The organism is Plantactinospora veratri (assembly GCF_036421995.1).
Classification (GTDB): Bacteria; Actinomycetota; Actinomycetes; order Mycobacteriales; family Micromonosporaceae; genus Plantactinospora; species Plantactinospora veratri.
Window position 1 is genome coordinate 65,665 of sequence record NZ_JAZGQL010000009.1, and the last position, 20,000, is coordinate 85,664.

Here is a 20,000-nt window from a genome sequence, read left to right on the forward strand (position 1 = left end):
GTACGAACGAGAGGGGTACCGCCATGGGCAGCATCAACGGTAAGGACATCCACAAGGTCGTGGTCGCCTGCGACGCCGGGATGGGCAGCAGCGTCATGCTCGCCAGCCAGCTCCGCAAGCAGCTCAAGAAGTACTCGGTCACGGTGGAGCACACCCCGGTCAACTCGATCCCCGGCGACGCCGACGTGGTGATCACGCACAACGGGCTGGCCGCCCGGGCCCGGGCCGCCGCACCCGACAAGGTCGTCGTGCCGTTCCAGGTCTTCCTCGGCGACCCGGCGGTGACCGCCGTGGTCAAGGCGATCGAGTCCGGGGGTGAGGTCAGTGGCTGAACTGAGCGGAGACGTCCTCGACCGGCGGGCGATCCGGCTGACCGAGGTGGCCGCCGACCGCGACGACGCGATCCGGCGCTGCGGTGAGGTCCTGGTCGACATCGGCGTCGTCCACTCCGAGTACGTGCGGACCATGCTCGACCGGGAACGCTCCGTCTCCACCTACGTCGGCGAGGGCGTGGCGATCCCGCACGGCACCCTCGCCGGCAAGGACCTGGTGCACCGGGACGCGCTCGCGGTGCTCCGGTTTCCCGACGGCGTCGACTGGGGCGGCCAGCCGGTCACCGTCTGCGTGGCGATAGCCGCCCGCGGCGACGGCCACGTCGAGCTGCTGGCCAGCCTCGCCGAGATCCTGCTCGACACCGACCGGGCCCGCGCCCTGCGCGAGGCCACCGATCCCGAAGACGTGCTGGCGCTGCTCACGCCGGCACCGGAGGACAGCAACCGATGAAGGCCGTTCGATTCCACGCTCCCGGTGACGTACGCATCTCCGACGTCCCCGAGCCCACCCCGGGGCCGGGCGACGTCAAGATCCGGGTACGCAACTGTTCCACCTGCGGCACCGACGTCAAGATCTCGAAGTTCGGGCACCACCACATCCACCCGCCCCGGGTGATGGGGCACGAGATCGCCGGTGAGGTGGTGCAGACCGGATCCGAGGTCGCCGGCTGGACGCCCGGCGACCGGGTGCAGGTGATCGCGGCGATCCCCTGCGGTACCTGCCCGGAGTGCCGGCGGGGCCGGATGACCGTCTGCCCCAACCAGGAGTCGATGGGCTACCACTACGAGGGCGGCTTCGCGCAGTACCTGGTGGTGCCGGCGAAGGTGCTGGCGGTGGACGGGCTGAACCGGATCCCGGACGGGGTCGGGTTCGCCGAGGCGTCGGTGGCCGAGCCGCTGGCCTGCGTACTCAACGGGCAGGAGCTGGCCGGGGTCGGCCCCGGCGACGACGTGGTGGTGGTCGGCTCCGGGCCGATCGGCTGCCTGCACGTCCGGCTGGCCCGCGCCCGGGGCGCCGCCCGGGTCTTCCTGGTCGAGCTGAACCGGGAGCGCCTGGAGCTGGCGGCGGCGCTGGTGCACCCGGACGCGGCGATCTGCGGCGTCGAGGTCGACCCGGTCGACGAGGTACTGAAGCTGACCGACGGGCGCGGCGCCGACGTGATCATCACGGCCGCGGCCTCGGGCGCGGCCCAGGAGCAGGCGGTGCAGATGGCCGCCCGGCAGGGCCGGATCAGCTTCTTCGGCGGCCTGCCCAAGGACAACCCGACCATCTCGCTCGACTCCAATCTCGTGCACTACCGCGAGTTGACCATCGTCGGTGCCAACGGCTCCAGCCCGGCGCAGAACGCCGAGGCGCTGCGCCTGATCGCCACCGGTTCGGTGCCGGTCTCCGACCTGATCACCCACCGGCTTCCGCTGGAACGGGCCGTCGACGCCTTCGGCGTGGTCGCCCGGGGCGAGGCCATCAAGGTCACGATCGAACCCTGAGAGAGGGAGGCCATCATGGCTACGCGCACGGTGACGGTCGGCTCCGCCAGCGGCCTGCACGCCCGCCCGGCGGCGCTCTTCGTCGCGGCGGCCGGGGCCGCGCCGGTCCCGGTGACCATCCGGACCGGGCAGAAGCGGGCGGTACCCGCCAACAGCATGCTCTCGGTGCTCTCGCTCGGCGCCAAGCAGGGCACCGAGGTGGTGTTGGAGGCCGACGGCGAGGGCGCCGAGGCGGCCCTGGACGGTCTCGCCGAGCTGCTCGCCCGGGACCTGGACGCGGAGGAGCCGGCCGATGCCTGAGCCGGCCGGGCCGCTGCACGGCATCGGGGTCAGCCCGGGAGTCGCCGGTGGGCCGGTGCTCCGGGTCGCCGGGGTGCCGGCGCTACCCGCACCCGCCCCGGTGACCGATCCGGCGGCCGAGGCCGACCGGGCGGTGGCGGCACTGCGCGAGGTGGTCGCCGAGCTGAACCGCCGGGCCGACCGGTCGGGGGAGAAGACCCTGGTCGACGTACTCCGGGCCCAGGCGATGATGGCCGAGGACCCGGTGCTGCTCGACGCCGTACGCGAGAAGGTGCTGGCCGGGTCGGACGGGCCGCACGCCATCGACGCGGCCTTCGCCACCCACCGCGCCGCGTTCGAGGCGGCCGGCGGATACCTGGCCGAGCGGGTCGCCGACCTCGACGACCTGCGCGACCGGGCGGTGGCGGTCTGCCTCGGCCGGCCGATGCCCGGAGTCCCGTCGCCGGGGCACCGGTACGTGCTCACCGCCTGGGACCTGGCCCCGGCCGACACCGTCGACCTGGACCCGGAGCAGGTGGTCGCGCTGCTCACCGAGTCCGGTGGCCCGACCAGCCACACCGCGATCCTGGCCCGCGCGCTCGGGCTGCCCGCCGTGGTCGCCTGCCCCGGCGCCCGCGACCTCGCCGAGGGCACGACGGTGTTGGTCGACGGCGCGACCGGCCTGGTCCGGGTGGACGTCGACCCGGCGGAGGTGGCCTCTGCCACCGCTGCCGACCGGGAGCACCGCACGGCGGTGGCGGCGGTTTCCGGCCCGGGGCAGACCTCGGACGGGCACCCGGTCGCCCTGCTGGCCAACATCGGCTCGGCCCGGGACCTGGCGGCGGCCGGTGACGCCGAGGGAGTCGGGCTGTTCCGCACCGAACTGCTCTTCCTCGACCGGAGCCGGGAACCCTCCCTGGACGAGCAGGCCGAGGCGTACCGGGAGGTCTTCGCCGGGCTGGCCGGGCGCCGGGTGGTGATCCGCACCCTGGACGCGGGCGCCGACAAGCCGCTGCCGTTCCTGCACCAGGCCGACGAACCGAACCCGGCACTCGGGGTACGCGGCCTGCGGCTGGTCCGGCAGCGCCCGGAGCTGCTGCGGACCCAGCTGGCGGCGATCGCCCGGGCGGCCGGGCAGACCGGGGCGGAGGTCTGGGTGATGGCGCCGATGGTCGCCACCCGGGCCGAGGCGGCCGAGTTCGCCGACGCGGTGCACGCGGCCGGGCTGCCGAAGGCCGGGGTGATGGTCGAGGTGCCGGCGGCGGCACTGCGCGCCGGTCAACTGCTGGAGGTCGTCGACTTCCTCAGCGTCGGCACCAACGATCTCAGCCAGTACACCTTCGCCGCCGACCGGCAGTCCGGCCTGCTGGCCGAGCTGCTGGACCCGTGGCAGCCGGCGCTGCTGCGCCTGATCGGCGAGGTCGGTGCCGCCGGACGGGCCGCCGGCAAGCCGGTCGGGGTCTGTGGCGAGGCGGCGGCCGACCCGCTGCTCGCCCCGGTCCTGGTCGGCCTCGGGATGACCAGCCTGTCGATGTCCGGGCGCTCGCTGGCCCCGGTGCGGGCGGCACTCGCCGGGCGTTCGTACCCCGACTGCCTGCGGCTGGCCCGGCTGGCCCTGGACGCCGACGACCCGGCGCGGGCCCGCAAGGCGGTCGCCTGAACCCCGAGCCGCCTGACCTGCCACCCCGGCTCAGACGCGGATCGGCCCACGCCAGCACAGCGGCGTGGGCCGATCCGTAGGTACTCCGCCGGGCGCGCGGCCGGGGATTCGCTGCCGTCGTCCTCCGGCGGCTGCGCTCATCCGGCGGGCGGGTAGGGGTCGTCGCGGTAGGTGTGCTCGGTCTCGATCTGGCCGTCCTGCTTGTGTACGACGAGCTGGCTCGGCTGGTTCGCCTTGGCCGCGTCACGGCCGGCGCCCAGCGCGCTCTCCTTGGTGTCGTAGTGTCCGACCACTGTGGAGCCGTGCTCCACCTTCCAGCCACTGGCCTCGGGCACGACGTGGTACTGCGTTCGGGATGCCATCTGTTCCTCCTGGTCGACTGTCGGTTATGGAGAGATAGCTACCCGGGCTACGAAATCGGAAACCATCACCGCCGGTCGATGTCGCCGGGTCGTCCGCTGCGGCCCTCGTGGGTCGCGTCTCCCCGATCGGTTGACATGCAGCCAACTGGTTGCCTATGGTCTTGGGCAACCAGTTGGCTGCATGTTCGGGGGATGACGAGGATGGACGCGGTGTTCAAGGCGCTCGCCGACGGCAGTCGCCGCCGGCTGCTGGACAGCCTGAACACCCGCAACGGGCAGAGCCTGCGAGAGCTGTGCGCCGGGCTGGCGATGACCCGGCAGTCCGTCAGCAAGCACCTCGCGGTGCTGGAGGCGGCCAACCTGGTCACCACGCTCTGGCGCGGCCGGGAGAAGTTGCACTACCTCAACGCCGAGCCGATCAACGCCATCGCGGACCGCTGGATCAACCAGTACGACCGGGCGCGGGTGCACGCACTCGCCGACCTCAAGAGCGCATTGGAGCAGCAACCCATGGGTGAGCGCGAATTCGTCTACACCAGCTACATCAACACCACCCCGGAGCGTCTCTGGCAGGCGCTGACCGATCCCGCCTTCACCAGCCGGTACTGGGGAGTCACCTTCGAGACCGACTGGCGGGCCGGCTCGGAGATGGTCTGGGTGCACAACGGCGTACGGATCGTCGGCCCGGAGCAGGTGGTGCTGGAGGCCGAGCCCTACCGCCGGCTCTCGTACGCCTGGCACGACTTCAGCCCCGAGTTCGCCAGGGCCTACGAGATGGACCCGGCGGAGGTGGCCAAGCTGGCCGAGGAGCCGCGCAGCAGGGTGACCTTCGAGATCGAGCCTCGCGGCGGTGCGGTGCGGCTGACTGTCGTACACCAGGGTTTCGCGCCGGGGAGCACGCTGCTGGAAAGCGTCAGCGAGGGCTGGTCGGAACTGCTCTCCAGCCTCAAGACACTGCTGGAGACCGGCGAGCCGCTGCCGCAGGGCGAGCCCGAGCCCGCACCGGCGGCCGGCTGACCTCACCGGGTCGGTACTCTTTACCGAGCTCAACCACGGGGTGGGCCCGAGCCGGACGGCGCGGAACCTGCCTTCCGGCTCGCTTTCTGGAGATCGACTGTCTTGTCCGGCACCTCCCCGCCCGCCGTACCCCCGACCAGCTCCGACCCGCCCGGGCGGCGGCGCGAGCTGCGCGCCGACTGCGAGCGCTGCTTCGGGCTGTGCTGCGTGGTGCCGGCCTTCGCCGCCTCGTCGGACTTCGCCATCGACAAGCCCGCCGGCCGGCCCTGCCCCAACCTCCGGCCCGACCACCGCTGCGGCATCCACCGCGACCTGCGCGAGCGGGGCTTCGCCGGATGTACCGTCTTCGACTGCTTCGGCGCCGGCCAGCAGGTAGCCCAGATCACCTACCGGGGGCGGGACTGGCGGACCAACCCGGAGATCGCGGCGGGGATGTTCGAGGTCTTCCCGGTCGTGCGGCAACTCCACGAACTGCTCTGGTATCTGGCCGAGGCCCTGGCGCTGGACCCGGCCGAGCCGCTGCACACCGAGCTGGCCGCCGCCCGCGCCACGACCGAAGGGCTCGCCGACGGCGACCCCTCCTCGCTCGTCGCCCTGGACGTCCCGACCCACCGCCGGACCGTCAACGAGCTGCTGCTGCGGGCGAGCGACCAGGTCCGGTCCCGGGCCGGCCGGAAGGGCGCCGACCGGCGGGGAGCCGAGCTGATCGGCGCCGACCTTCGCCGGGCCGACCTCGTCGCCGCCAACCTGCGCGGGGCGTACCTCATCGGCGCCGACCTGCGCGGCGTCGACCTGACCCTGGCCGACCTCACCGGGACGGACCTGCGCGGCGCCGACCTGCGCGGCACCGACCTGGCCCGCAGTCTCTTCCTCACCCAGGCCCAGGTCGACGCGGCGGCCGGAGACGCCCGGACCGCCCTCCCGGCGGCCCTGCGGCACCCGGCGCACTGGCACCGCCCGCCATCCCACCCCCCGCCATCCCACCCCCACCCCCCGCCATCCCACCCCCGCCGCCCGCCATCCCGCCGCCGCCCCCGCCGCCGTTCGTGATCACGTAGCGTCCGGCCGCCCGGCGCGAGCCGGACGCTACGTGATCAAGAGGGCGAGGGCGCGTCGTTCGGTCAGTGGGCGATGGCGGGGGAGACCTCCGGGGCGGGCGCGGGGGAGAGCTGGGCCGGGCGGACGACCAGGAGCAGCACGGCAAGCGCCGCGACCATGCCGCCGGCGATCACCAGACCCATCCCCACGCTGCCGTTGCCGAGCACGCCGACCAGCGGCGCCAGCAGCGCGCCGATGCCGAACTGGACCGCACCGAGCAGCGCCGCCGCGGTGCCGGCCGCCTCGCCGTGCCGGCTCAACGCCAACGCCGGAGCGTTCGGCATGGCCAGACCGGAGGCGGCGAGCACCACCCAGAGCGACACCAGCACGGCGGGCAGCCCACCGAGCCCGGTCGCGGCGAAGCCGAGCAGTGCGAACCCGGCCAGCGTGCCGACGGCCAGCGCGGTGACCAGGATCCGCTGCGGGGCGTACCGGCGCAGCAGTCGGACGTTGAGCTGGGAGGCCCCGATCAGCCCCACCGCGCCGGCACCGAAGACGATCCCGAACTGCTGCTCGTCGAGACCGTACTGCTCCTGGAAGACGAAGGAGGAACCGGAGACGTACGCGAACAGCGCCGCCATCGCCAGCCCGGCCACCGCGACGAGCCCGACGAACGTACGGTCCCGCAGCAGCGAGCGGTAGACCCGGGCGGTGCCGCGTACGCCGCCACTGCGCCGCCGGTGCACCGGAAGCGTCTCGGGCAGCTTGAACGCCGCGAGGACGACCAGGACGATTCCGACCACGCCGAGCGCGACGAAGACCCCGCGCCAGTCCGTCCAGCCCAGCACCGCGCTGCCCAGGGTGGGCGCCAGCACCGGGGCGGCACCCATCACCAACATCAGCCGGGAGAAGATCCTGGCGAAGGCCGTTCCACTGAACAGGTCGCGTACCACGGCCATCGCCACCACCGAGGCGGCGGCGGTGCCGAGCCCCTGCAACACCCGCAGCACGCCGAGCACGCCGACGTTCGGTGCGACGACACAGAGCGCCGAGGCGACCACGTGCAGCACCAGGCCGGCGAGCAGCGGAACCCGCCGGCCCACCGCGTCCGACAACGGACCGATCAGCAACTGGCCGAGGGCGAGCCCGGCCAGGGTGCCGGTGAGGGTCAACTGGACCGCCGCCTCGGCGGTACCGAAGTCGGCGGTGATCGCCGGCAGCGCCGGCAGGTACATGTCGATCGTCAACGGCCCGATCGCGATCAGCGCACCGAGCACCAGGACGAGCCGCAGCCGTTCCCGGGCGGTCATCAGGTCGCCGGGTGTGGCGGGCGGCGCGGACGCCTCGACGTGCGCGGCGGTGGCGGTCATGAGACCCTTCCCGGCTGATGGTCGTGAGTCTGAACAGGAACAGCGAAGATCACACCTGCCTCCAACCGCTGGCGCTCCGACACATTCCCGGTCGATCAAGAGGTGCTTCAGTTCACAGCCGTCCGGCCGGCACGCACCGGATACTGGTACGACGCCCGGGAACCGGCTGAATCGCCGTCCCCGGCACGGAACCGGTACGACCGGGCCCGAACGTCGCCGCAGTGGCCTTCCGGAGCGGCCGGGTAGCTCCCGACCGGGACCGGATCGTCGGAGACACGGAACGAGGGACATGGCGACGGTGCGGGAGATCGACGAACTCTCCGAACACTTCGCCGCCGGGCCGGCGACCTTCACCACCTCCCCGCTCTACCGGGCGCTCTGCCCGGTGGTCGCGGGGGACCGACCGACCCTCGAACTGCTGACCCGGCGGCGGCCGGGGCAGCAGGCGTCGTACCTGTTCTTCGGGGCGGCACACTACCTGTTGCTGGCCGGGGTACGGCACCCGCTACGCGACTTCTACCCGTCGCTGGTCGGCTCGTCGGCCGCCGCGCCGGCGGATGCCGGGCCGGTACTGCTCGACTTCTGCCGCCGGTACCGGGCCGAACTCGGCGAACTCGTCCGTACCCGCCTGGTGCAGACCAACGTCGTACGCCGGGCGATCGCGTTGCGGTACGCGCTCTGGGCGGTCGGGCGACGCTGCGCCGGGCCGGTGCACCTGGTCGAGGTCGGGTCGAGCGCCGGCATCCACCTCCAGGTGGACCGCTACCGCTACCTCCTCGGCGAGCGGGTGTTCGGGCCCGCCGACGCCGCCGTGACCCTGGACAGCCGGTGGCTGGGTCGTACGCCGCCGCCGGACCTGGACGACGTACCGCCGATCGCCAGCCGGACCGGGGTGGACCTGGATCCGGTGGACGTCACCGACGAGCGGGCGCGGCGCTGGCTGCGGGCGCTGGTCTGGCCGGAGAACCGGGACGCGGCGACGCTGCTCGACGCCGCCCTCGACGCGGTGGCGACCGACCCGCCCGCCGTCGTCGCCGGTGACGCGGTGCGGGTCTGCCCGGAACTGGGTCGCGGCCTGCCGTCCGGTGAGCCGAGGGTGGTGTTCCACGCGGCGACCCGGATGCACGTGCCGGTGCCTCGACGGGCGGCCTTCGACCGGGCGATCGACTCGATCGGCGACGACGGTCCGCTCTACCACGTCTGGCAGGAGCCGCCCTCGGCGCCGCACGGCGGGCAGGTCGCCGATCCACGCGGCGAACTGGCGATGCACGGTCCGGACGGCGTGGTCGTGCCGCTGCTCCGGGTCGACGGTCACCTGCGCTGGCTGGGCCCTCTGGACCCGGCCGGCTGACCCGGCGCTCCGCCGAGGTGGACACGACTGCCGTGGCGGCAGCAGAGTAGGTGCTCGTGTACGCACCCGACGAGGCACCGGCCGGCGGCGACGGCCCGGAGTTGCCGACCGAGGCCCAGGTCGAGACGGCGGTCACCGCGCTGCGGATGCTGGCCGAACCGACCCGGCTCCGCCTGCTGTGGCTGCTCCGCGACGGCGAGTACGACGTCGGCAGCCTGGCCCTGGCCGTCGGGGCGGCCCGGCCGGCGGTGTCGCAGCATCTGGCGAAGCTGCTCCTCGCCGGCCTGGTCAGCGTGCGGCGCGATGGCCGGCGGGCGGTCTACCGGGCCCGGGGCGGCCACGTCCGGCGGCTGGTCGCCGAGGTGCTGTACGCCGCCGACCACCACCTCACCGGCGCCCCGGACCACGACTGAATCCCGAACGCGGGACGCGGAACCACGACTGAATCCCGAAGCGGGACGCGGACCACGACTGAATCCCGAACGCGGGACGGCAGGGCCCCGGACGGCAGGTGCGCCGGTCGCGGTGTTCCTGCTCACTCGCCGGCCCTTGCGCGGGCACGGCCGTCGCGGCGGGGCAATCGCTGATCTAGGGTGAAGCCATCGGCACGTGGTGCAGATATTGAGCAGTTGGTGCAACATGTGCACCAGATGGGAGTCCGATGCCTCCGCCGGTCGACAGCCGCTCGACGACGCCGCTCGACGCGGTCTGCGTCGGCGAGACGATGGCGATGGTGACCCCCACTCCCGGCGGGCGCCTGGACGCCGAGTCGACCTTCGTGCTCCGGGCCGGCGGCGCCGAGTCCAACGTCGCGATGTTCCTCGCCGCGCTGGGCCACCGGGCCGGCTGGGCCAGCCGGGTCGGTGCCGACCCGCTCGGCGAGCTGGTCGTCGGAGAGGTCCGGGCGGCCGGGGTGGATACCTCGCTGGTCGAGGTCGACCCGACCCGGCCGACCGCCGTCTACCTCAAGGACCCGGGCCCGGACGGTACGAAGGTCTACTACTACCGGAGCGGTTCCGCCGCCGCCGGGATGGACCCCGGGTACGCGACCCGGGTCGACGCGGTGCCGGCGGCCGTACTGCATCTGAGTGGCGTGACCCCGGCACTCTCGGAGAGCTGCCGGGCGCTGGTCGATCGGTTGATCAGCAGCCGGCCGGCGGGACGGCGGCTGGTCTCCTTCGACGTCAACCACCGGCCGCCGCTCTGGCCCGACCCCGCCACCGCCGCCACAGAGCTGCTCCGGCTGGCCCAGGCCGCCGACGTGGTCTTCGTCGGGCTGGACGAGGCGGCGCGGCTCTGGGACGTCAAGGAACCGGAGGACGTCCGCGCCCTGGTCGACCGGCCCGGCACCCTGGTGGTGAAGAACGGCTCGGTGGAGGCGCTCGCGTTCACCGCCGACGGGGTCACCGTCGAGCCGGCCCGGCCGGTCGAGGTGGTGGAGCCGGTCGGTGCCGGCGACGCCTTCGCCGCCGGGTGGCTCTCCGGCGCGCTGCGCGGCCTCGACGCCGCCGCCCGGCTGCGGCTCGGACACCTGGTCGCCGGTGCCGCGCTCGGCTCCGTCTCCGACTTCGCCGAACTGCCGCCGGTGCCGACGATCTGCGCCACGCTCGGCATCACCCTGGACGACTGGCACCGGCCCGCCGGCCCGGCGGCCTGAGGCGGGGGAGTCCGACCCGTGTCCCAGACCGTCGAGCGCGCCCTGCGCATCATCGAACTCTTCGCCGAGCGGCCCCGCTCGCTCGGCGAACTCGCCGACGACCTCGGGGTGCACCGGTCGACCGCGCTGCGGCTGGTGCAGACCCTCGAACGGGGCGGCTTCGCCCGCCCGGTCGACGGCCGCTACACGATCGGTTTCCGGATGGTGGCGATCGCGCAGCACGCGGTGGAGCAGCTCGACCTGCACCCGGTCGCCCACCCGCACCTGGTCCGGCTCGGCGACCGGCACGGCCACACCGTGCACCTCGCCCAACTCGTCGACGACGAGATCGTCTACGTGGCCAAGGTGGACGGTCGCGGGGCGCTGCGGATGCGGTCCCGGATCGGCCAGCCGGTCGACCCGCACACCTCCGGAGTCGGCAAGGCGGTCCTGGCCCACCTCGACGAACCGGCCCGGGAACGCTTCCTGGCCCGGCTGACGTACCCCCGGCACACCGACACCTCGATCACCGACCCGGCCGAGTTCCGGGCGGAGCTGGCCCGGACCGCCGAGCGCGGCTGGGCCGAGGACGACGGCGAGTTCGAGGACTTCGTCAACTGCGTCGCCGTACCGGTCCGGGACGCCCGGGGGCGGGTGGCCGGCGCGGTGTCGCTCACCGCGCTGCGCGCCCTGGCCCCGCTGGAGCGGCTCCGCGAACACCTGCCGGAGCTGACCGCGACCTGCGCCGCGATCTCCCGGGACCTCGGCTGGACCGGAGAACACCGATCATGAACGGAGCCACCGTGTCGAACCCTTCCACGACCTACTTCGACAAGCTCTTCGCCGACCAGCCGGTGATGGCGATCCTGCGCGGGTTCGACCCGGACCGGACGGTCGAACTCTGCGGGCGGGCCTGGGACGCCGGCATCGACGTGGTCGAGGTACCGGTGCAGAGCCCGGACGCGCTGCCCTCGCTGCACGCCGCCATCGCGGCCGGCCGGGACCGGGACCGGCCGGTCGGCGCCGGCACGGTGGTCACCCCGGAACAGGTCCGGACGGTGTACGAGGCCGGCGCGGTCTTCACCGTGGCACCCGGGTACGACCCGGAGGTGGCCGCCGAGTGCTCCCGGCTCGGCCTTGCCCACCTGCCCGGGGTCGCCACCTCGTCGGAGATCGGCCAGGCGCTCCGTACCGGGCACACCTGGCTCAAGGCGTTTCCGGCCAGCGAACTCGGCACCGGCTGGCTCCGGGCCCAGCGCGGCCCCTTCCCGGCGGTCAGGTTCGTCGCGACCGGCGGGGTGGACGCCGACAACGCCGCCGCCTTCCTCGCGGCCGGTGCCCGGGTGGTGGCGGTCGGTTCCGCGTTGCAGGACTCCCGCCAACTCGACCTGCTCGGCCGGCTCGTCCGCCGGTAACCCCCGCCCGTCGGGGTCCCCGAGAGGACGCGTCCCGGTGGTCGCGGGGACGCCGTAACGGCGCTCGGGTCTGCACCGCGTACCCTCGCCGGATGGGCGGCGGCGCGGTGCGGGCGTGGCGGACGGTGCTGGCGGGGGTCACGGCCGGGACGCTCCTGTTCGGATGCTCGGCGGAGCCGGAGGCCGAGCCGAGCGCGCCCGGGGCGTCGGTGAACCCGCCGGCTCCGGTGCCGAGCGGCCCGGCGGCGTCACCGACCCCGGCCGCGCCGGTCGAACTGCGGTTGGCGTTCGCCGGTGACGTCCACTTCACCGGGCGCACGCTGCGGCTGCTCGACGAGCCGGAGACGGCGTTCGGCCGGATCGCGGCGACACTGCGCGACGCCGACCTGACCGTGCTGAACCTGGAGACGGCGGTGACCGGTCGGGGCACCCCGCAGCCGAAGCGGTTCCACTTCCGGGCGCCGGAGAGCGCCTATCCGGCGCTGCGGGCCGCCGGGGTGGACGCCGCCTCGATCGCCAACAACCACGTGCTGGACTACGGGCAGGTGGGGCTGGCGGACACCCTCGACTCGGCGGCGGAGGCGGACTTCCCGGTCTTCGGTGCGGGGCGCGACGCCGACGCGGCGTACGCGCCCTGGCTGACCACGGTACGCGGGGTGCGGATCGCCGTACTCGGCATGTCGCAGGTGCACGAGCTGGCCGGGCAGTGGAAGCCGACGGCGGACCGGCCCGGGGTGGCGATGGCGTTCGACACCGCCCGGGCCACCGCCGCCGTGCGGGCCGCCCGGGAGCGGGCCGATCTGGTGGTCGTCTTCATGCACTGGGGGATCGAGGGGAACCGGTGTCCGAGCGGCGAGATGAAGAGCTTCGCGAGCCGGATGGCCCGGGCCGGGGCCGACATCGTGCTCGGTACGCACGCGCACACGCTGCTCGCCGACGGCTGGCTCGGCCGGACGTACGTGCACTACGGGCTCGGCAACTTCCTCTGGTACGGCGACTCGAAGAGCACCGACTCCGGGGTGCTCCGGCTGACCGTCCGGGGCCGTACGGTGGTCCGCAACGAGTTCCTGCCCGCCACGGTCTCCCGGACCGGTCAGCCGGTACTCGTCTCCGGCACCGCCCGGGAGCGGATCGAGGAGCGGATCGGCGCGGCGAGGCGCTGTTCCGGCCTCGCCGCGACACGATCCTGATTCCCGGTCGGGGTCCTCAGGAGACCCGGGTCTCCCGCTCCCGCCACGCGGCCCGCAGCGAGGTCTTGCCGTTGGTGCGCAGCAGCGACCCCTCGTAGAGCCGGGCGGCGAGCGCGATGCAGAGCGCGGCGGCGCCGAGCAGGAGCAGCAGCGCCAGGATCGGCTCCCAGGCGGCGGCGTCGCCGAAGAAGAGCCGCAGCGGCATCGCCGTCGGGGCGGACAGCGGCACGTAGGAGAGCACCGCCATCGCCGTCGGGTTGCTGTTGAGGAAGATCACCAGGAAGAACGGCACCATGATCACCAACTGTGCCGGGCCGGACGCCCCGCTGATGTCCTCCTGCCGACTGACCAGCGCACCGGTGACCGCCCAGAGCGAGGCCAGCAGCACGAAGCCGACCACGAAGAACGGGATGAACCAGGCGATCGCCGGACCGAGCTGACCCAGCAGCCCGGCGTCCCCGCCGACGGCCTGCATCGAGACCACCGCGACCAGCGCGATCAGCGCCACCTGGCCGAACGCGAGTGCGCCGTTGCCGAGTACCTTGCCCGCGAGCAGGGCCCGGACCGGCACCGCCGCGACCAGGATCTCCACGATGCGGGTCTGCTTCTCCTCGGTGACGCTCTGCGCGATCTGCACCCCGAAGCTGATGGAGACGAAGAAGAAGACCATCGAGAAGGACATCGGCACCAGGAAGGCCAGCACCGGCTCGACCGCGTCCGGGTCGAGCAACTGCACCGGGGGAGCGCTGCTCAGCGCCCGGACCACCGAGTCCGGGGTACGGTCCAACGCCAGCACCCGGAGCCCGCCGGACCCGTCGCCCGGCACCACGGCGGCGTCCACGTCGCCGTCCCGGACCAGTTGCTCGGCCGCCGCGACGTCGGTGGCGGAGACCACCTCCATGCCGGCCCGGTCCAGCAGCGCACCGGCCTCGGTGGAACCGACCACCGCCACCGTCGAACTGCTGTTGGCGAAGAGCGCCGGCAGCACCGTGCTCGCCGCCGCGATCAGCAGGAAGAGGAGGGTGCTGATCAGGAACGTCCGGTCCCGCAGCTTGACCGCGATCTCCCGGCTGGCGACCAGCTTCGTCGCGCCCCACAGGGTGGTGCGGGTGGCGGCCGGGTCGGACTGCGACCGGGCCGGGGACGGTGCGAGCGTCGTCACTGGGTTACCTCCCGGAAGATCTCGGCGAGCGAGGGGACGATGGGGCCGAAGGCGCGTACCGGGCCCCGGGCGAGGGCCGCCCGCAGCACCGTCTGGTCGTCGGCGGGGTCGGCGAGTTCGATCACGACCCGTGCGCCGTCGAGGTCCACGATGGAGACTCCGGGCAGGTCCCGGATCCAGCCGGCGTCGGTGTCGGAGACGAGTTGGTAGCGCGGGGTCGCGTAGCGGGAGCGGAGTTCGGCGCGGCTGCCGGCGGCGCGTACCGCCCCGGCGGCGATGATCACCAGGTCGTCGCAGAGCCGCTCCACCACGTCGAGCTGGTGGCTGGAGAAGAGCACCGGTACCCCTCGGGCGGCCCGTTCCCGCAGCACCCCGGCGATCACCTCGACGGCGATCGGGTCGAGACCGGAGAAGGGCTCGTCCAGGATCAGCACCTCGGGGTCGTGCACCAGCGCCGCCGCGATCTGGGCCCGCTGCTGGTTGCCGAGGGAGAGCTTCTCCAGCGGGTCGTCGGCCCGCTCGGCCAGACCGATCCGGTCGAGCAACTCGTCGACGCTGCGCCGGGCTGCCGGCGCGGTCAGCCCGTAGAGCCGGCCGAGGTAGACGAGCTGCTCCCGGACCTTCATCTTCGGGTACAGGCCGCGCTCCTCGGGCATGTAGCCGAAGCGCTGCCGAACGGCCCGGCTGACCGGCTCGCCGTTCCAGGTCACCGTCCCCGAGTCGGCGGAGAGCAGGCCGAGGATGATCCGCATCGAGGTGGTCTTGCCGGCACCGTTGGCGCCGACGAACCCGGTCATCCGGCCCGGGGCCACCTCGAAGGAGATGTCGTCGAGCACTCTCCGGCCGCCGAACGACCGATCGACGGACGCCACGCGCAGCATCCGGCCTCCTTCGCCAGGTCTTCCGCCGACGCACCCTGCACCGGCGGGGACGACGATAATCCGGCCGGACCCGGCTGACGTCCGCCGCGCGACGGAACCGCAGGGATGATCCACTTCCGCTGTCGGGCGCCGCCGGTATGACACCGGGCGACGCGCCCGGCGGCCCGGCCGGTCAGCCGCCGGCACCGCCCGGGGTCACCACCCCGTGCTCGTACGCGAAGACCACCGCCTGGGTACGGTCGCGCAGCCCGAGCTTCATCAGTACCCGGGAGACGTGCGTCTTCACGGTCGCCTCGCTGAGCAGCAGCCGCTCGGCGATCTCGGCGTTGGAGGCGCCCCCGGCGAGTTGCACCAGTACCTCCCGCTCCCGTTCGGTCAGCTCGGCCAGCCGGCGCCGGTCGAGGTCGGCGGGGCCGCCGCCCGCCCCGGGCTGGCCGGGTGTCCGGGCCGCCGCCCCGGGCGGGGCGGCGAAGGTGGCGATCACCCGTCGGGTGATCTGCGGGGCGAGCAGCGCGTCGCCCCGGGCGAGGATCCGGACCGCCTCGACCAGTTCCTCGGGTGAGCCGTTCTTCAGCAGGAATCCGCTGGCGCCGGCCTGGAGCGCGGCGAAGAGGTAGTCGTCCCGGTCGAAGGTGGTCAGGATCAGCACCGCCGGCCCGTCCGCCCCGGTGGCCGCCACGATCTGCCGGGTCGCCGCCAACCCGTCCAGGTGTGGCATCTCGACGTCCAGCAGTACGACGTCGGGCCGCTGGGCGAGGGCGAGTTCCACCGCCCGGTGGCCGTCCGCCGCCTCGCCGACCACCTCGAGGTCCTCCTCCGTCTCGAGGATGATCCGCAGGCCGGCCCGGACGAGATGCTGGTCGTCGGCGAGGAGGACCCGGATCGGCGTCGCCTGGTTCGGCTCGGTCATGCCGTCGCCCCGGCGGGGGAGGCGTCGGCGGTACCGGCCTGGGCGATCGGGAAGCGGGCCCGTACCCGGTAACCGCCGTCGGGCCGGGCGCCGGCCTCCAGACTGCCGTCGTGCGCGGCGACCCGTTCCCGCATGCCGATCAGTCCCAGCCCGGCGCTGCCGGAGGATCGGGCCGGCGCGGCAACCAGCCCGGTGCGGCCGTCGTCGGTCACCTCCACCTCGACCTCCCGGCGCAGGTACCGGATCCGTACGTCGACCGCGCTGGCCCGGGCGTGCTTGATGGTGTTCGTCATCGCCTCCTGGACCACCCGGTAGCCGGCCAGGGAGACCGACTCCGGCACCGGCACCGGGGTGCCGTAGATCTTGTACTCGACGGCGAGCCCGGCGTCCCTGGCTCTCTGGAGCAGGCTGTCGACCTGCTCCAGCCCGTAGCCGAGCGCTTCGTCGGCGGCGCCCGCGTTGCGCAGCACCCCGAGCATCCGGCGCAACTCGTCGACGGCGGTACGCGCGCTCTGCTCCACGGCGGCGAGCGCGGTCTTGGCCTTCTCCGGGTCCTTGTCCATGACCCGCCGGCTCGCGCTGGCCTGCACCCCCATCACCGAGACGTGGTGGGCGACGACGTCGTGCAGCTCGCGGGCGATGCGTACCCGTTCCTGGTTGACCGCCCGCTCGGCGTTCTCGGCCCGGGACCGGCGCAGCTCCTCGGCCTGCACCTCCAGCTCGTGCTGGCGCAGCGCGGAGGTCCAGGTGCGGTTGCCGAGCAGGTAGGCGAGCAGGAAGAAGGCGCCGTTGAACAGCACGGTGGTGATCGCGGCGGCGACGAGCGGGGAGATCGGGCCGGCCGCGCCCGGGAAGTTCGGCCCCACCGAAGCGATGCTCAATCCCGCGGCGATCACCAGCCAGACGAACATCGCGACGATGACGCCGATCCTGATCCGGACCGAGAGCCGGCGGTTCCGCCCCCAGGCACCGAGGCTGTAGACGGCGACGAAGAGCGTCGTGGACGCGATCCATACCTCCGGAACGTGCCGGACCTGGGCGGCGATGAAGATCGCGGCGAGCACGCTGGTGCTGGTCTCGGGATGACTGCGTCGCCAGATCAGCGGCAGGCCACCGGCGACGGCCCAGGCGAACTGCTCGGGCCAGGACGGCGGGGTACCGAGCGGAAAGCTGCCCATGCTGTTCGACAGCACCACGCTGATCACGCCGAGCGCGGCCATCGACAGGCCCAGATAGAGGTCCCGCTCCCGCTGTCGCCGGGTCGGCCCGGGGCGGACCCACTGGCCCGCCGCGGCGTTCCCCGGCCCGCCGGCCGGTGCCGTGTCGTCTCGTCGTGCGCTGCCAGCCTCCACCCGACATGAATAGCGTATTCGCCCTGTCCGGCGCATCTCCGACCTGCCCGGATGATCGAGATCACCCCCCGTGCCCGGCCCGCTCCACCGGGTTGTCGCCGTCCGAGGCCGGTCCTGCCCCCGGCCGGCGGCCGAATAGTTGACGCGGCAAGTACGTGGAATAGTTGACGCGGCAAGTATGTTGTGTGGGGCAAACCCGGGGGTTGGCATCCGGGACCGAGTGAGGAGCTGGCGATGCAGTTCGGGATCTTCAGCGTGGGCGACGTGACCACCGACCCGACGAACGGGCGCGAGCCGTCCGAGGCGGAGCGGATCAAGGCAATGGTCGCCATCGCGTTGAAGGCGGAGGAGGTCGGCCTCGACGTCTTCGCCACCGGTGAGCACCACAACCCGCCGTTCGTGCCGTCGTCCCCCACCACGATGCTCGGCTTCATCGCGGCCCGGACCAGCCGGCTGCTGCTCTCCACCGCGACCACCCTGATCACCACCAACGACCCGGTGAAGATCGCCGAGGACTACGCGATGCTCCAGCACCTGGCCGACGGCCGGGTCGACCTGATGATGGGTCGGGGCAACACCGGACCGGTCTACCCGTGGTTCGGGCAGGACATCCGCAACGGCATCCCGCTGGCGATCAACAACTACGACCTGCTGCGCCGGCTGTGGCGGGAGGACGTCGTCGACTGGACGGGCAAGTTCCGCACCCCGTTGCAGTCGTTCACCTCGACACCCCGGCCGTTGGACGGCATCCCGCCGTTCGTCTGGCACGGCTCGATCCGCAGCCCCGAGATCGCCGAGCAGGCCGCGTACTACGGCGACGGGTTCTTCGCCAACCACATCTTCTGGCCCAAGGAGCACACCCAGCGGATGGTGGGCCTCTACCGGCAGCGGTTCGCGCACTACGGCCACGGCGACGCCGACCGGGCCATCGTCGGCCTCGGCGGCCAGGTGTTCATGCGACGCAACTCGCAGGACGCGGTACGCGAGTTCCGGCCGTACTTCGACAACGCGCCGGTCTACGGGCACGGTCCGTCGCTGGAGGACTTCACCCGGGAGACCCCGCTGACCGTCGGCAGCCCGCAGCAGGTGATCGACCGCACCCTCACCTTCCGGGACTACGTCGGCGACTACCAGCGGCAGCTCTTCCTGGTCGACCACGCCGGACTGCCGCTGAAGACCGTACTGGAGCAGTTGGACATCCTCGGCGAGGAGGTCGTACCGGTGCTGCGGCGGGAGTTCGCCGCGCTCCGCCCCGCGCACGTACCCGAGGCGCCCACGCACGCCTCGATGAAGGCCGAGCGGGAGGCGGCGGCCGAGGCGGCCGGGGCGGGAGCCGCCCGATGACGGCCCGGACCCTCGCGGTCGTCTCGGCCGGGCTGCGCGTGCCCTCCTCCACCCGGCTGCTCGCCGACCAGCTCAGCTCGGCCACCCGTACCGAACTCGACCGCCGGGGCGTGCCGGTCCGGACCGAGGTGGTCGAGCTGCGCGACCACGGGCACGACGTGGTCAACCACCTGCTCGCCGGCTTCCCGTCCACGGCGCTCAAACAGGCGCTGGACACCGTCTCCGGCGCGGACGGCCTGATCGTGGTCACGCCGATCTTCAACGCCTCGTACAGCGGCCTGTTCAAGTCGTTCTTCGACGTGCTGGAGGACGACGCCCTGGTCGACCGGCCGGTGCTGATCGGCGCGACCGGCGGCACCGCCCGGCACTCGCTCGCGCTCGAACACGCCCTCCGGCCGATGTTCAGCTACCTGCGCGCGGTGGTGGTGCCGACCTCGGTTTTCGCCGCCCCCGAGGACTGGGCCGGCGGCAACGCGCAGGGCACGCTACGCCGCCGGATCGACCGGGCCGCCCGGGAACTCGCCGAGCAGGTCGCCCACCGCGAACCGGCCGAGGCCGCCGACCCGTTCCGGCTCACCACGACCTTCGACCAACTGCTGACCGGCGACTGAGCCCGGCTCAGCCCCGACAGAGCCCGGCCCGGCAGACCCTTTCCGGGGTGCCCGGGCCGGGCCGGTCCGGGTACGTCCGGTTGAATGTGCCGATGACCCCACCGGTGCCCCGGGCCATCACGCAGGCGACCGTCCGTGCCGTCGAGGCGGTCCGGGCGCGGGACCCGGACGCCCTCGACGAGGCGGCCGGCGACCTGGCCCTGCTCCCTGCCGAACAGGTCGGGCTGGTGCTCGGCGCGGTGCTGCGGCTGCTGCTGGAGCAGGCGCATCCGGACGGGCTGGCCGGGGAGGACGTGCAGGCCGTACTCGTGCGGTGCGCCCGGAGCAACGCCGGCTGGCTGCCGGGGCTGGACGTCGGGGTGTTGGCGCTGCTGCTGACCGGTGCGCTCGGCGTACACCAGATGGCGGACGAGGCGCCGCCGGCCGATCCGGCGGGGGTGGCCCGGCACGCCCCGCTGCTCGTCGCCGACCTGCTCGCCGTCACCGGCGGGGCGGTTGGCGACTACCTGGCCGCCGCCCTGGCCGAGATCGCCGTCGCGGAGACGATGGAACTACCCTGACCGGGACGGCGCCTCGCCGCGGTGCAGGTGTGTCAGTGCCCG

Annotated in this window: 22 protein-coding genes; 16 read left to right on the forward strand and 6 right to left on the reverse strand. The window is 73.4% G+C overall.

The features are described from left to right. Positions 1-23 precede the first annotated feature (23 nt). From V1634_RS15155 to ptsP, 5 genes are read left to right on the forward strand one after another with little or no spacing between them, the layout of a single operon-like run. On the forward strand, positions 24-332 hold the full coding sequence (locus V1634_RS15155) for a PTS sugar transporter subunit IIB (RefSeq protein ID WP_199853257.1): 309 nt from the start codon (positions 24-26) through the stop codon (positions 330-332). A 1-nt stretch (position 333) separates the two neighbouring features. Then, positions 334-783: a PTS sugar transporter subunit IIA gene (locus V1634_RS15160; protein WP_331208612.1), complete on the forward strand. Its 450-nt coding sequence runs from the start codon at positions 334-336 to the stop codon at positions 781-783. After that, positions 780-1,820 (forward strand): zinc-dependent dehydrogenase, encoded by a 1,041-nt coding sequence (locus tag V1634_RS15165; RefSeq protein ID WP_331208453.1) that lies wholly within the window; start codon positions 780-782, stop codon positions 1,818-1,820. Before V1634_RS15160 ends, V1634_RS15165 begins: the two co-directional genes overlap by 4 nt. Before the next feature lie 15 nt (positions 1,821-1,835). Further along, entirely contained in the window at positions 1,836-2,120 is a 285-nt protein-coding gene (locus tag V1634_RS15170; protein ID WP_331208454.1) for an HPr family phosphocarrier protein, read from the forward strand. Next, positions 2,113-3,759, forward strand: coding sequence for a phosphoenolpyruvate--protein phosphotransferase (gene ptsP / locus V1634_RS15175; protein ID WP_331208455.1), 1,647 nt, complete (start codon positions 2,113-2,115; stop codon positions 3,757-3,759). The genes V1634_RS15170 and ptsP overlap by 8 nt, the downstream gene beginning before the upstream one ends. A gap of 137 nt (positions 3,760-3,896) precedes the next feature. On the opposite strand, the gene V1634_RS15180 is transcribed toward ptsP, so the two are convergent. Then, positions 3,897-4,121 (reverse strand): DUF2188 domain-containing protein, encoded by a 225-nt coding sequence (locus V1634_RS15180; protein WP_331208456.1) that lies wholly within the window; start codon positions 4,119-4,121, stop codon positions 3,897-3,899. Positions 4,122-4,313: 192 nt separating this feature from the next. Between V1634_RS15180 and V1634_RS15185 the strand changes: the two genes are divergently transcribed. Both V1634_RS15185 and V1634_RS15190 read left to right on the forward strand, forming a co-directional pair. After that, positions 4,314-5,138 carry an ArsR/SmtB family transcription factor gene (locus tag V1634_RS15185; protein WP_331208457.1) on the forward strand — a complete coding sequence of 275 codons (825 nt, stop codon included), beginning with the start codon at positions 4,314-4,316 and terminating at the stop codon, positions 5,136-5,138. A 168-nt stretch (positions 5,139-5,306) separates the two neighbouring features. Next, the gene (locus tag V1634_RS15190) at positions 5,307-6,188 is read left to right on the forward strand and encodes a pentapeptide repeat-containing protein (RefSeq protein ID WP_331208613.1); all 882 of its coding nucleotides are present in this window, start codon (positions 5,307-5,309) and stop codon (positions 6,186-6,188) included. Positions 6,189-6,259: 71 nt separating this feature from the next. On the opposite strand, the gene V1634_RS15195 is transcribed toward V1634_RS15190, so the two are convergent. Beyond that, positions 6,260-7,486, reverse strand: a complete 1,227-nt coding sequence (locus V1634_RS15195; RefSeq protein WP_407951796.1) for a multidrug effflux MFS transporter — start codon at positions 7,484-7,486, stop codon at positions 6,260-6,262. Between the two features lie 349 nt (positions 7,487-7,835). Between V1634_RS15195 and V1634_RS15200 the strand changes: the two genes are divergently transcribed. The 6 genes from V1634_RS15200 to V1634_RS15225 all read left to right on the forward strand — a co-directional run bounded on the left by V1634_RS15200 (position 7,836) and on the right by V1634_RS15225 (position 13,138). After that, complete coding sequence (locus V1634_RS15200) at positions 7,836-8,897, forward strand: DUF2332 domain-containing protein (RefSeq protein ID WP_331208459.1); 1,062 nt, start codon at positions 7,836-7,838, stop codon at positions 8,895-8,897. Positions 8,898-8,947: 50 nt separating this feature from the next. After that, the gene (locus V1634_RS15205; protein ID WP_331208460.1) at positions 8,948-9,310 is read left to right on the forward strand and encodes an ArsR/SmtB family transcription factor; all 363 of its coding nucleotides are present in this window, start codon (positions 8,948-8,950) and stop codon (positions 9,308-9,310) included. Positions 9,311-9,558: 248 nt separating this feature from the next. Continuing rightward, a complete protein-coding gene (locus tag V1634_RS15210) occupies positions 9,559-10,554 on the forward strand; it encodes a sugar kinase (RefSeq protein ID WP_331208461.1) in 996 nt (331 codons plus the stop codon). An 18-nt stretch (positions 10,555-10,572) separates the two neighbouring features. Further along, positions 10,573-11,325 (forward strand): IclR family transcriptional regulator, encoded by a 753-nt coding sequence (locus V1634_RS15215; RefSeq protein WP_331208462.1) that lies wholly within the window; start codon positions 10,573-10,575, stop codon positions 11,323-11,325. Between the two features lie 11 nt (positions 11,326-11,336). Then, positions 11,337-11,948, forward strand: a complete 612-nt coding sequence (locus V1634_RS15220) for a bifunctional 4-hydroxy-2-oxoglutarate aldolase/2-dehydro-3-deoxy-phosphogluconate aldolase (protein ID WP_331208463.1) — start codon at positions 11,337-11,339, stop codon at positions 11,946-11,948. Between the two features lie 92 nt (positions 11,949-12,040). Next, positions 12,041-13,138 (forward strand): CapA family protein, encoded by a 1,098-nt coding sequence (locus V1634_RS15225; RefSeq protein WP_331208464.1) that lies wholly within the window; start codon positions 12,041-12,043, stop codon positions 13,136-13,138. Positions 13,139-13,154: 16 nt separating this feature from the next. On the opposite strand, the gene V1634_RS15230 is transcribed toward V1634_RS15225, so the two are convergent. From V1634_RS15230 to V1634_RS15245, 4 genes are all read right to left on the reverse strand, one after another. Beyond that, positions 13,155-14,237, reverse strand: coding sequence for an ABC transporter permease (locus V1634_RS15230; RefSeq protein ID WP_407951797.1), 1,083 nt, complete (start codon positions 14,235-14,237; stop codon positions 13,155-13,157). A 59-nt stretch (positions 14,238-14,296) separates the two neighbouring features. After that, positions 14,297-15,181 carry an ABC transporter ATP-binding protein gene (locus V1634_RS15235; protein WP_331208466.1) on the reverse strand — a complete coding sequence of 295 codons (885 nt, stop codon included), beginning with the start codon at positions 15,179-15,181 and terminating at the stop codon, positions 14,297-14,299. A 172-nt stretch (positions 15,182-15,353) separates the two neighbouring features. Continuing rightward, positions 15,354-16,091: a response regulator transcription factor gene (locus V1634_RS15240; protein ID WP_331208467.1), complete on the reverse strand. Its 738-nt coding sequence runs from the start codon at positions 16,089-16,091 to the stop codon at positions 15,354-15,356. Next, positions 16,088-17,443, reverse strand: a complete 1,356-nt coding sequence (locus V1634_RS15245; RefSeq protein WP_407951792.1) for a histidine kinase — start codon at positions 17,441-17,443, stop codon at positions 16,088-16,090. The genes V1634_RS15240 and V1634_RS15245 overlap by 4 nt, the downstream gene beginning before the upstream one ends. A gap of 234 nt (positions 17,444-17,677) precedes the next feature. Here V1634_RS15245 and V1634_RS15250 point away from each other — a divergent pair, with 234 nt between their 5' ends. From V1634_RS15250 to V1634_RS15260, 3 genes are all read left to right on the forward strand, one after another. After that, the gene (locus V1634_RS15250; protein ID WP_331208468.1) at positions 17,678-18,787 is read left to right on the forward strand and encodes an LLM class flavin-dependent oxidoreductase; all 1,110 of its coding nucleotides are present in this window, start codon (positions 17,678-17,680) and stop codon (positions 18,785-18,787) included. Further along, entirely contained in the window at positions 18,784-19,398 is a 615-nt protein-coding gene (locus tag V1634_RS15255) for an FMN reductase (protein WP_331208469.1), read from the forward strand. The genes V1634_RS15250 and V1634_RS15255 overlap by 4 nt, the downstream gene beginning before the upstream one ends. 92 nt (positions 19,399-19,490) lie before the next feature. Continuing rightward, positions 19,491-19,958: a hypothetical protein gene (locus tag V1634_RS15260; RefSeq protein WP_331208470.1), complete on the forward strand. Its 468-nt coding sequence runs from the start codon at positions 19,491-19,493 to the stop codon at positions 19,956-19,958. Positions 19,959-20,000: the final 42 nt, after the last annotated feature.

Bases quoted from the DNA above. Each gene is read 5' to 3' on its own strand.
- V1634_RS15155 (WP_199853257.1), top strand. From the start codon at position 24: ATGGGCAGCATCAACGGTAAGGACATCCACAAGGTCGTGGTCGCCTGC.
- V1634_RS15165 (WP_331208453.1), top strand. From the start codon at position 780: ATGAAGGCCGTTCGATTCCACGCTCCCGGTGACGTACGCATCTCCGAC.
- V1634_RS15170 (WP_331208454.1), top strand. From the start codon at position 1,836: ATGGCTACGCGCACGGTGACGGTCGGCTCCGCCAGCGGCCTGCACGCC.
- ptsP (WP_331208455.1), top strand. From the start codon at position 2,113: ATGCCTGAGCCGGCCGGGCCGCTGCACGGCATCGGGGTCAGCCCGGGA.
- V1634_RS15180 (WP_331208456.1), bottom strand. From the start codon at position 4,121: ATGGCATCCCGAACGCAGTACCACGTCGTGCCCGAGGCCAGTGGCTGG.
- V1634_RS15185 (WP_331208457.1), top strand. From the start codon at position 4,314: ATGACGAGGATGGACGCGGTGTTCAAGGCGCTCGCCGACGGCAGTCGC.
- V1634_RS15195 (WP_407951796.1), bottom strand. From the start codon at position 7,486: ATGACCGCCCGGGAACGGCTGCGGCTCGTCCTGGTGCTCGGTGCGCTG.
- V1634_RS15200 (WP_331208459.1), top strand. From the start codon at position 7,836: ATGGCGACGGTGCGGGAGATCGACGAACTCTCCGAACACTTCGCCGCC.
- V1634_RS15210 (WP_331208461.1), top strand. From the start codon at position 9,559: ATGCCTCCGCCGGTCGACAGCCGCTCGACGACGCCGCTCGACGCGGTC.
- V1634_RS15225 (WP_331208464.1), top strand. From the start codon at position 12,041: ATGGGCGGCGGCGCGGTGCGGGCGTGGCGGACGGTGCTGGCGGGGGTC.
- V1634_RS15235 (WP_331208466.1), bottom strand. From the start codon at position 15,181: ATGCTGCGCGTGGCGTCCGTCGATCGGTCGTTCGGCGGCCGGAGAGTG.
- V1634_RS15240 (WP_331208467.1), bottom strand. From the start codon at position 16,091: ATGACCGAGCCGAACCAGGCGACGCCGATCCGGGTCCTCCTCGCCGAC.
- V1634_RS15250 (WP_331208468.1), top strand. From the start codon at position 17,678: ATGCAGTTCGGGATCTTCAGCGTGGGCGACGTGACCACCGACCCGACG.
- V1634_RS15255 (WP_331208469.1), top strand. From the start codon at position 18,784: ATGACGGCCCGGACCCTCGCGGTCGTCTCGGCCGGGCTGCGCGTGCCC.
- V1634_RS15260 (WP_331208470.1), top strand. From the start codon at position 19,491: ATGACCCCACCGGTGCCCCGGGCCATCACGCAGGCGACCGTCCGTGCC.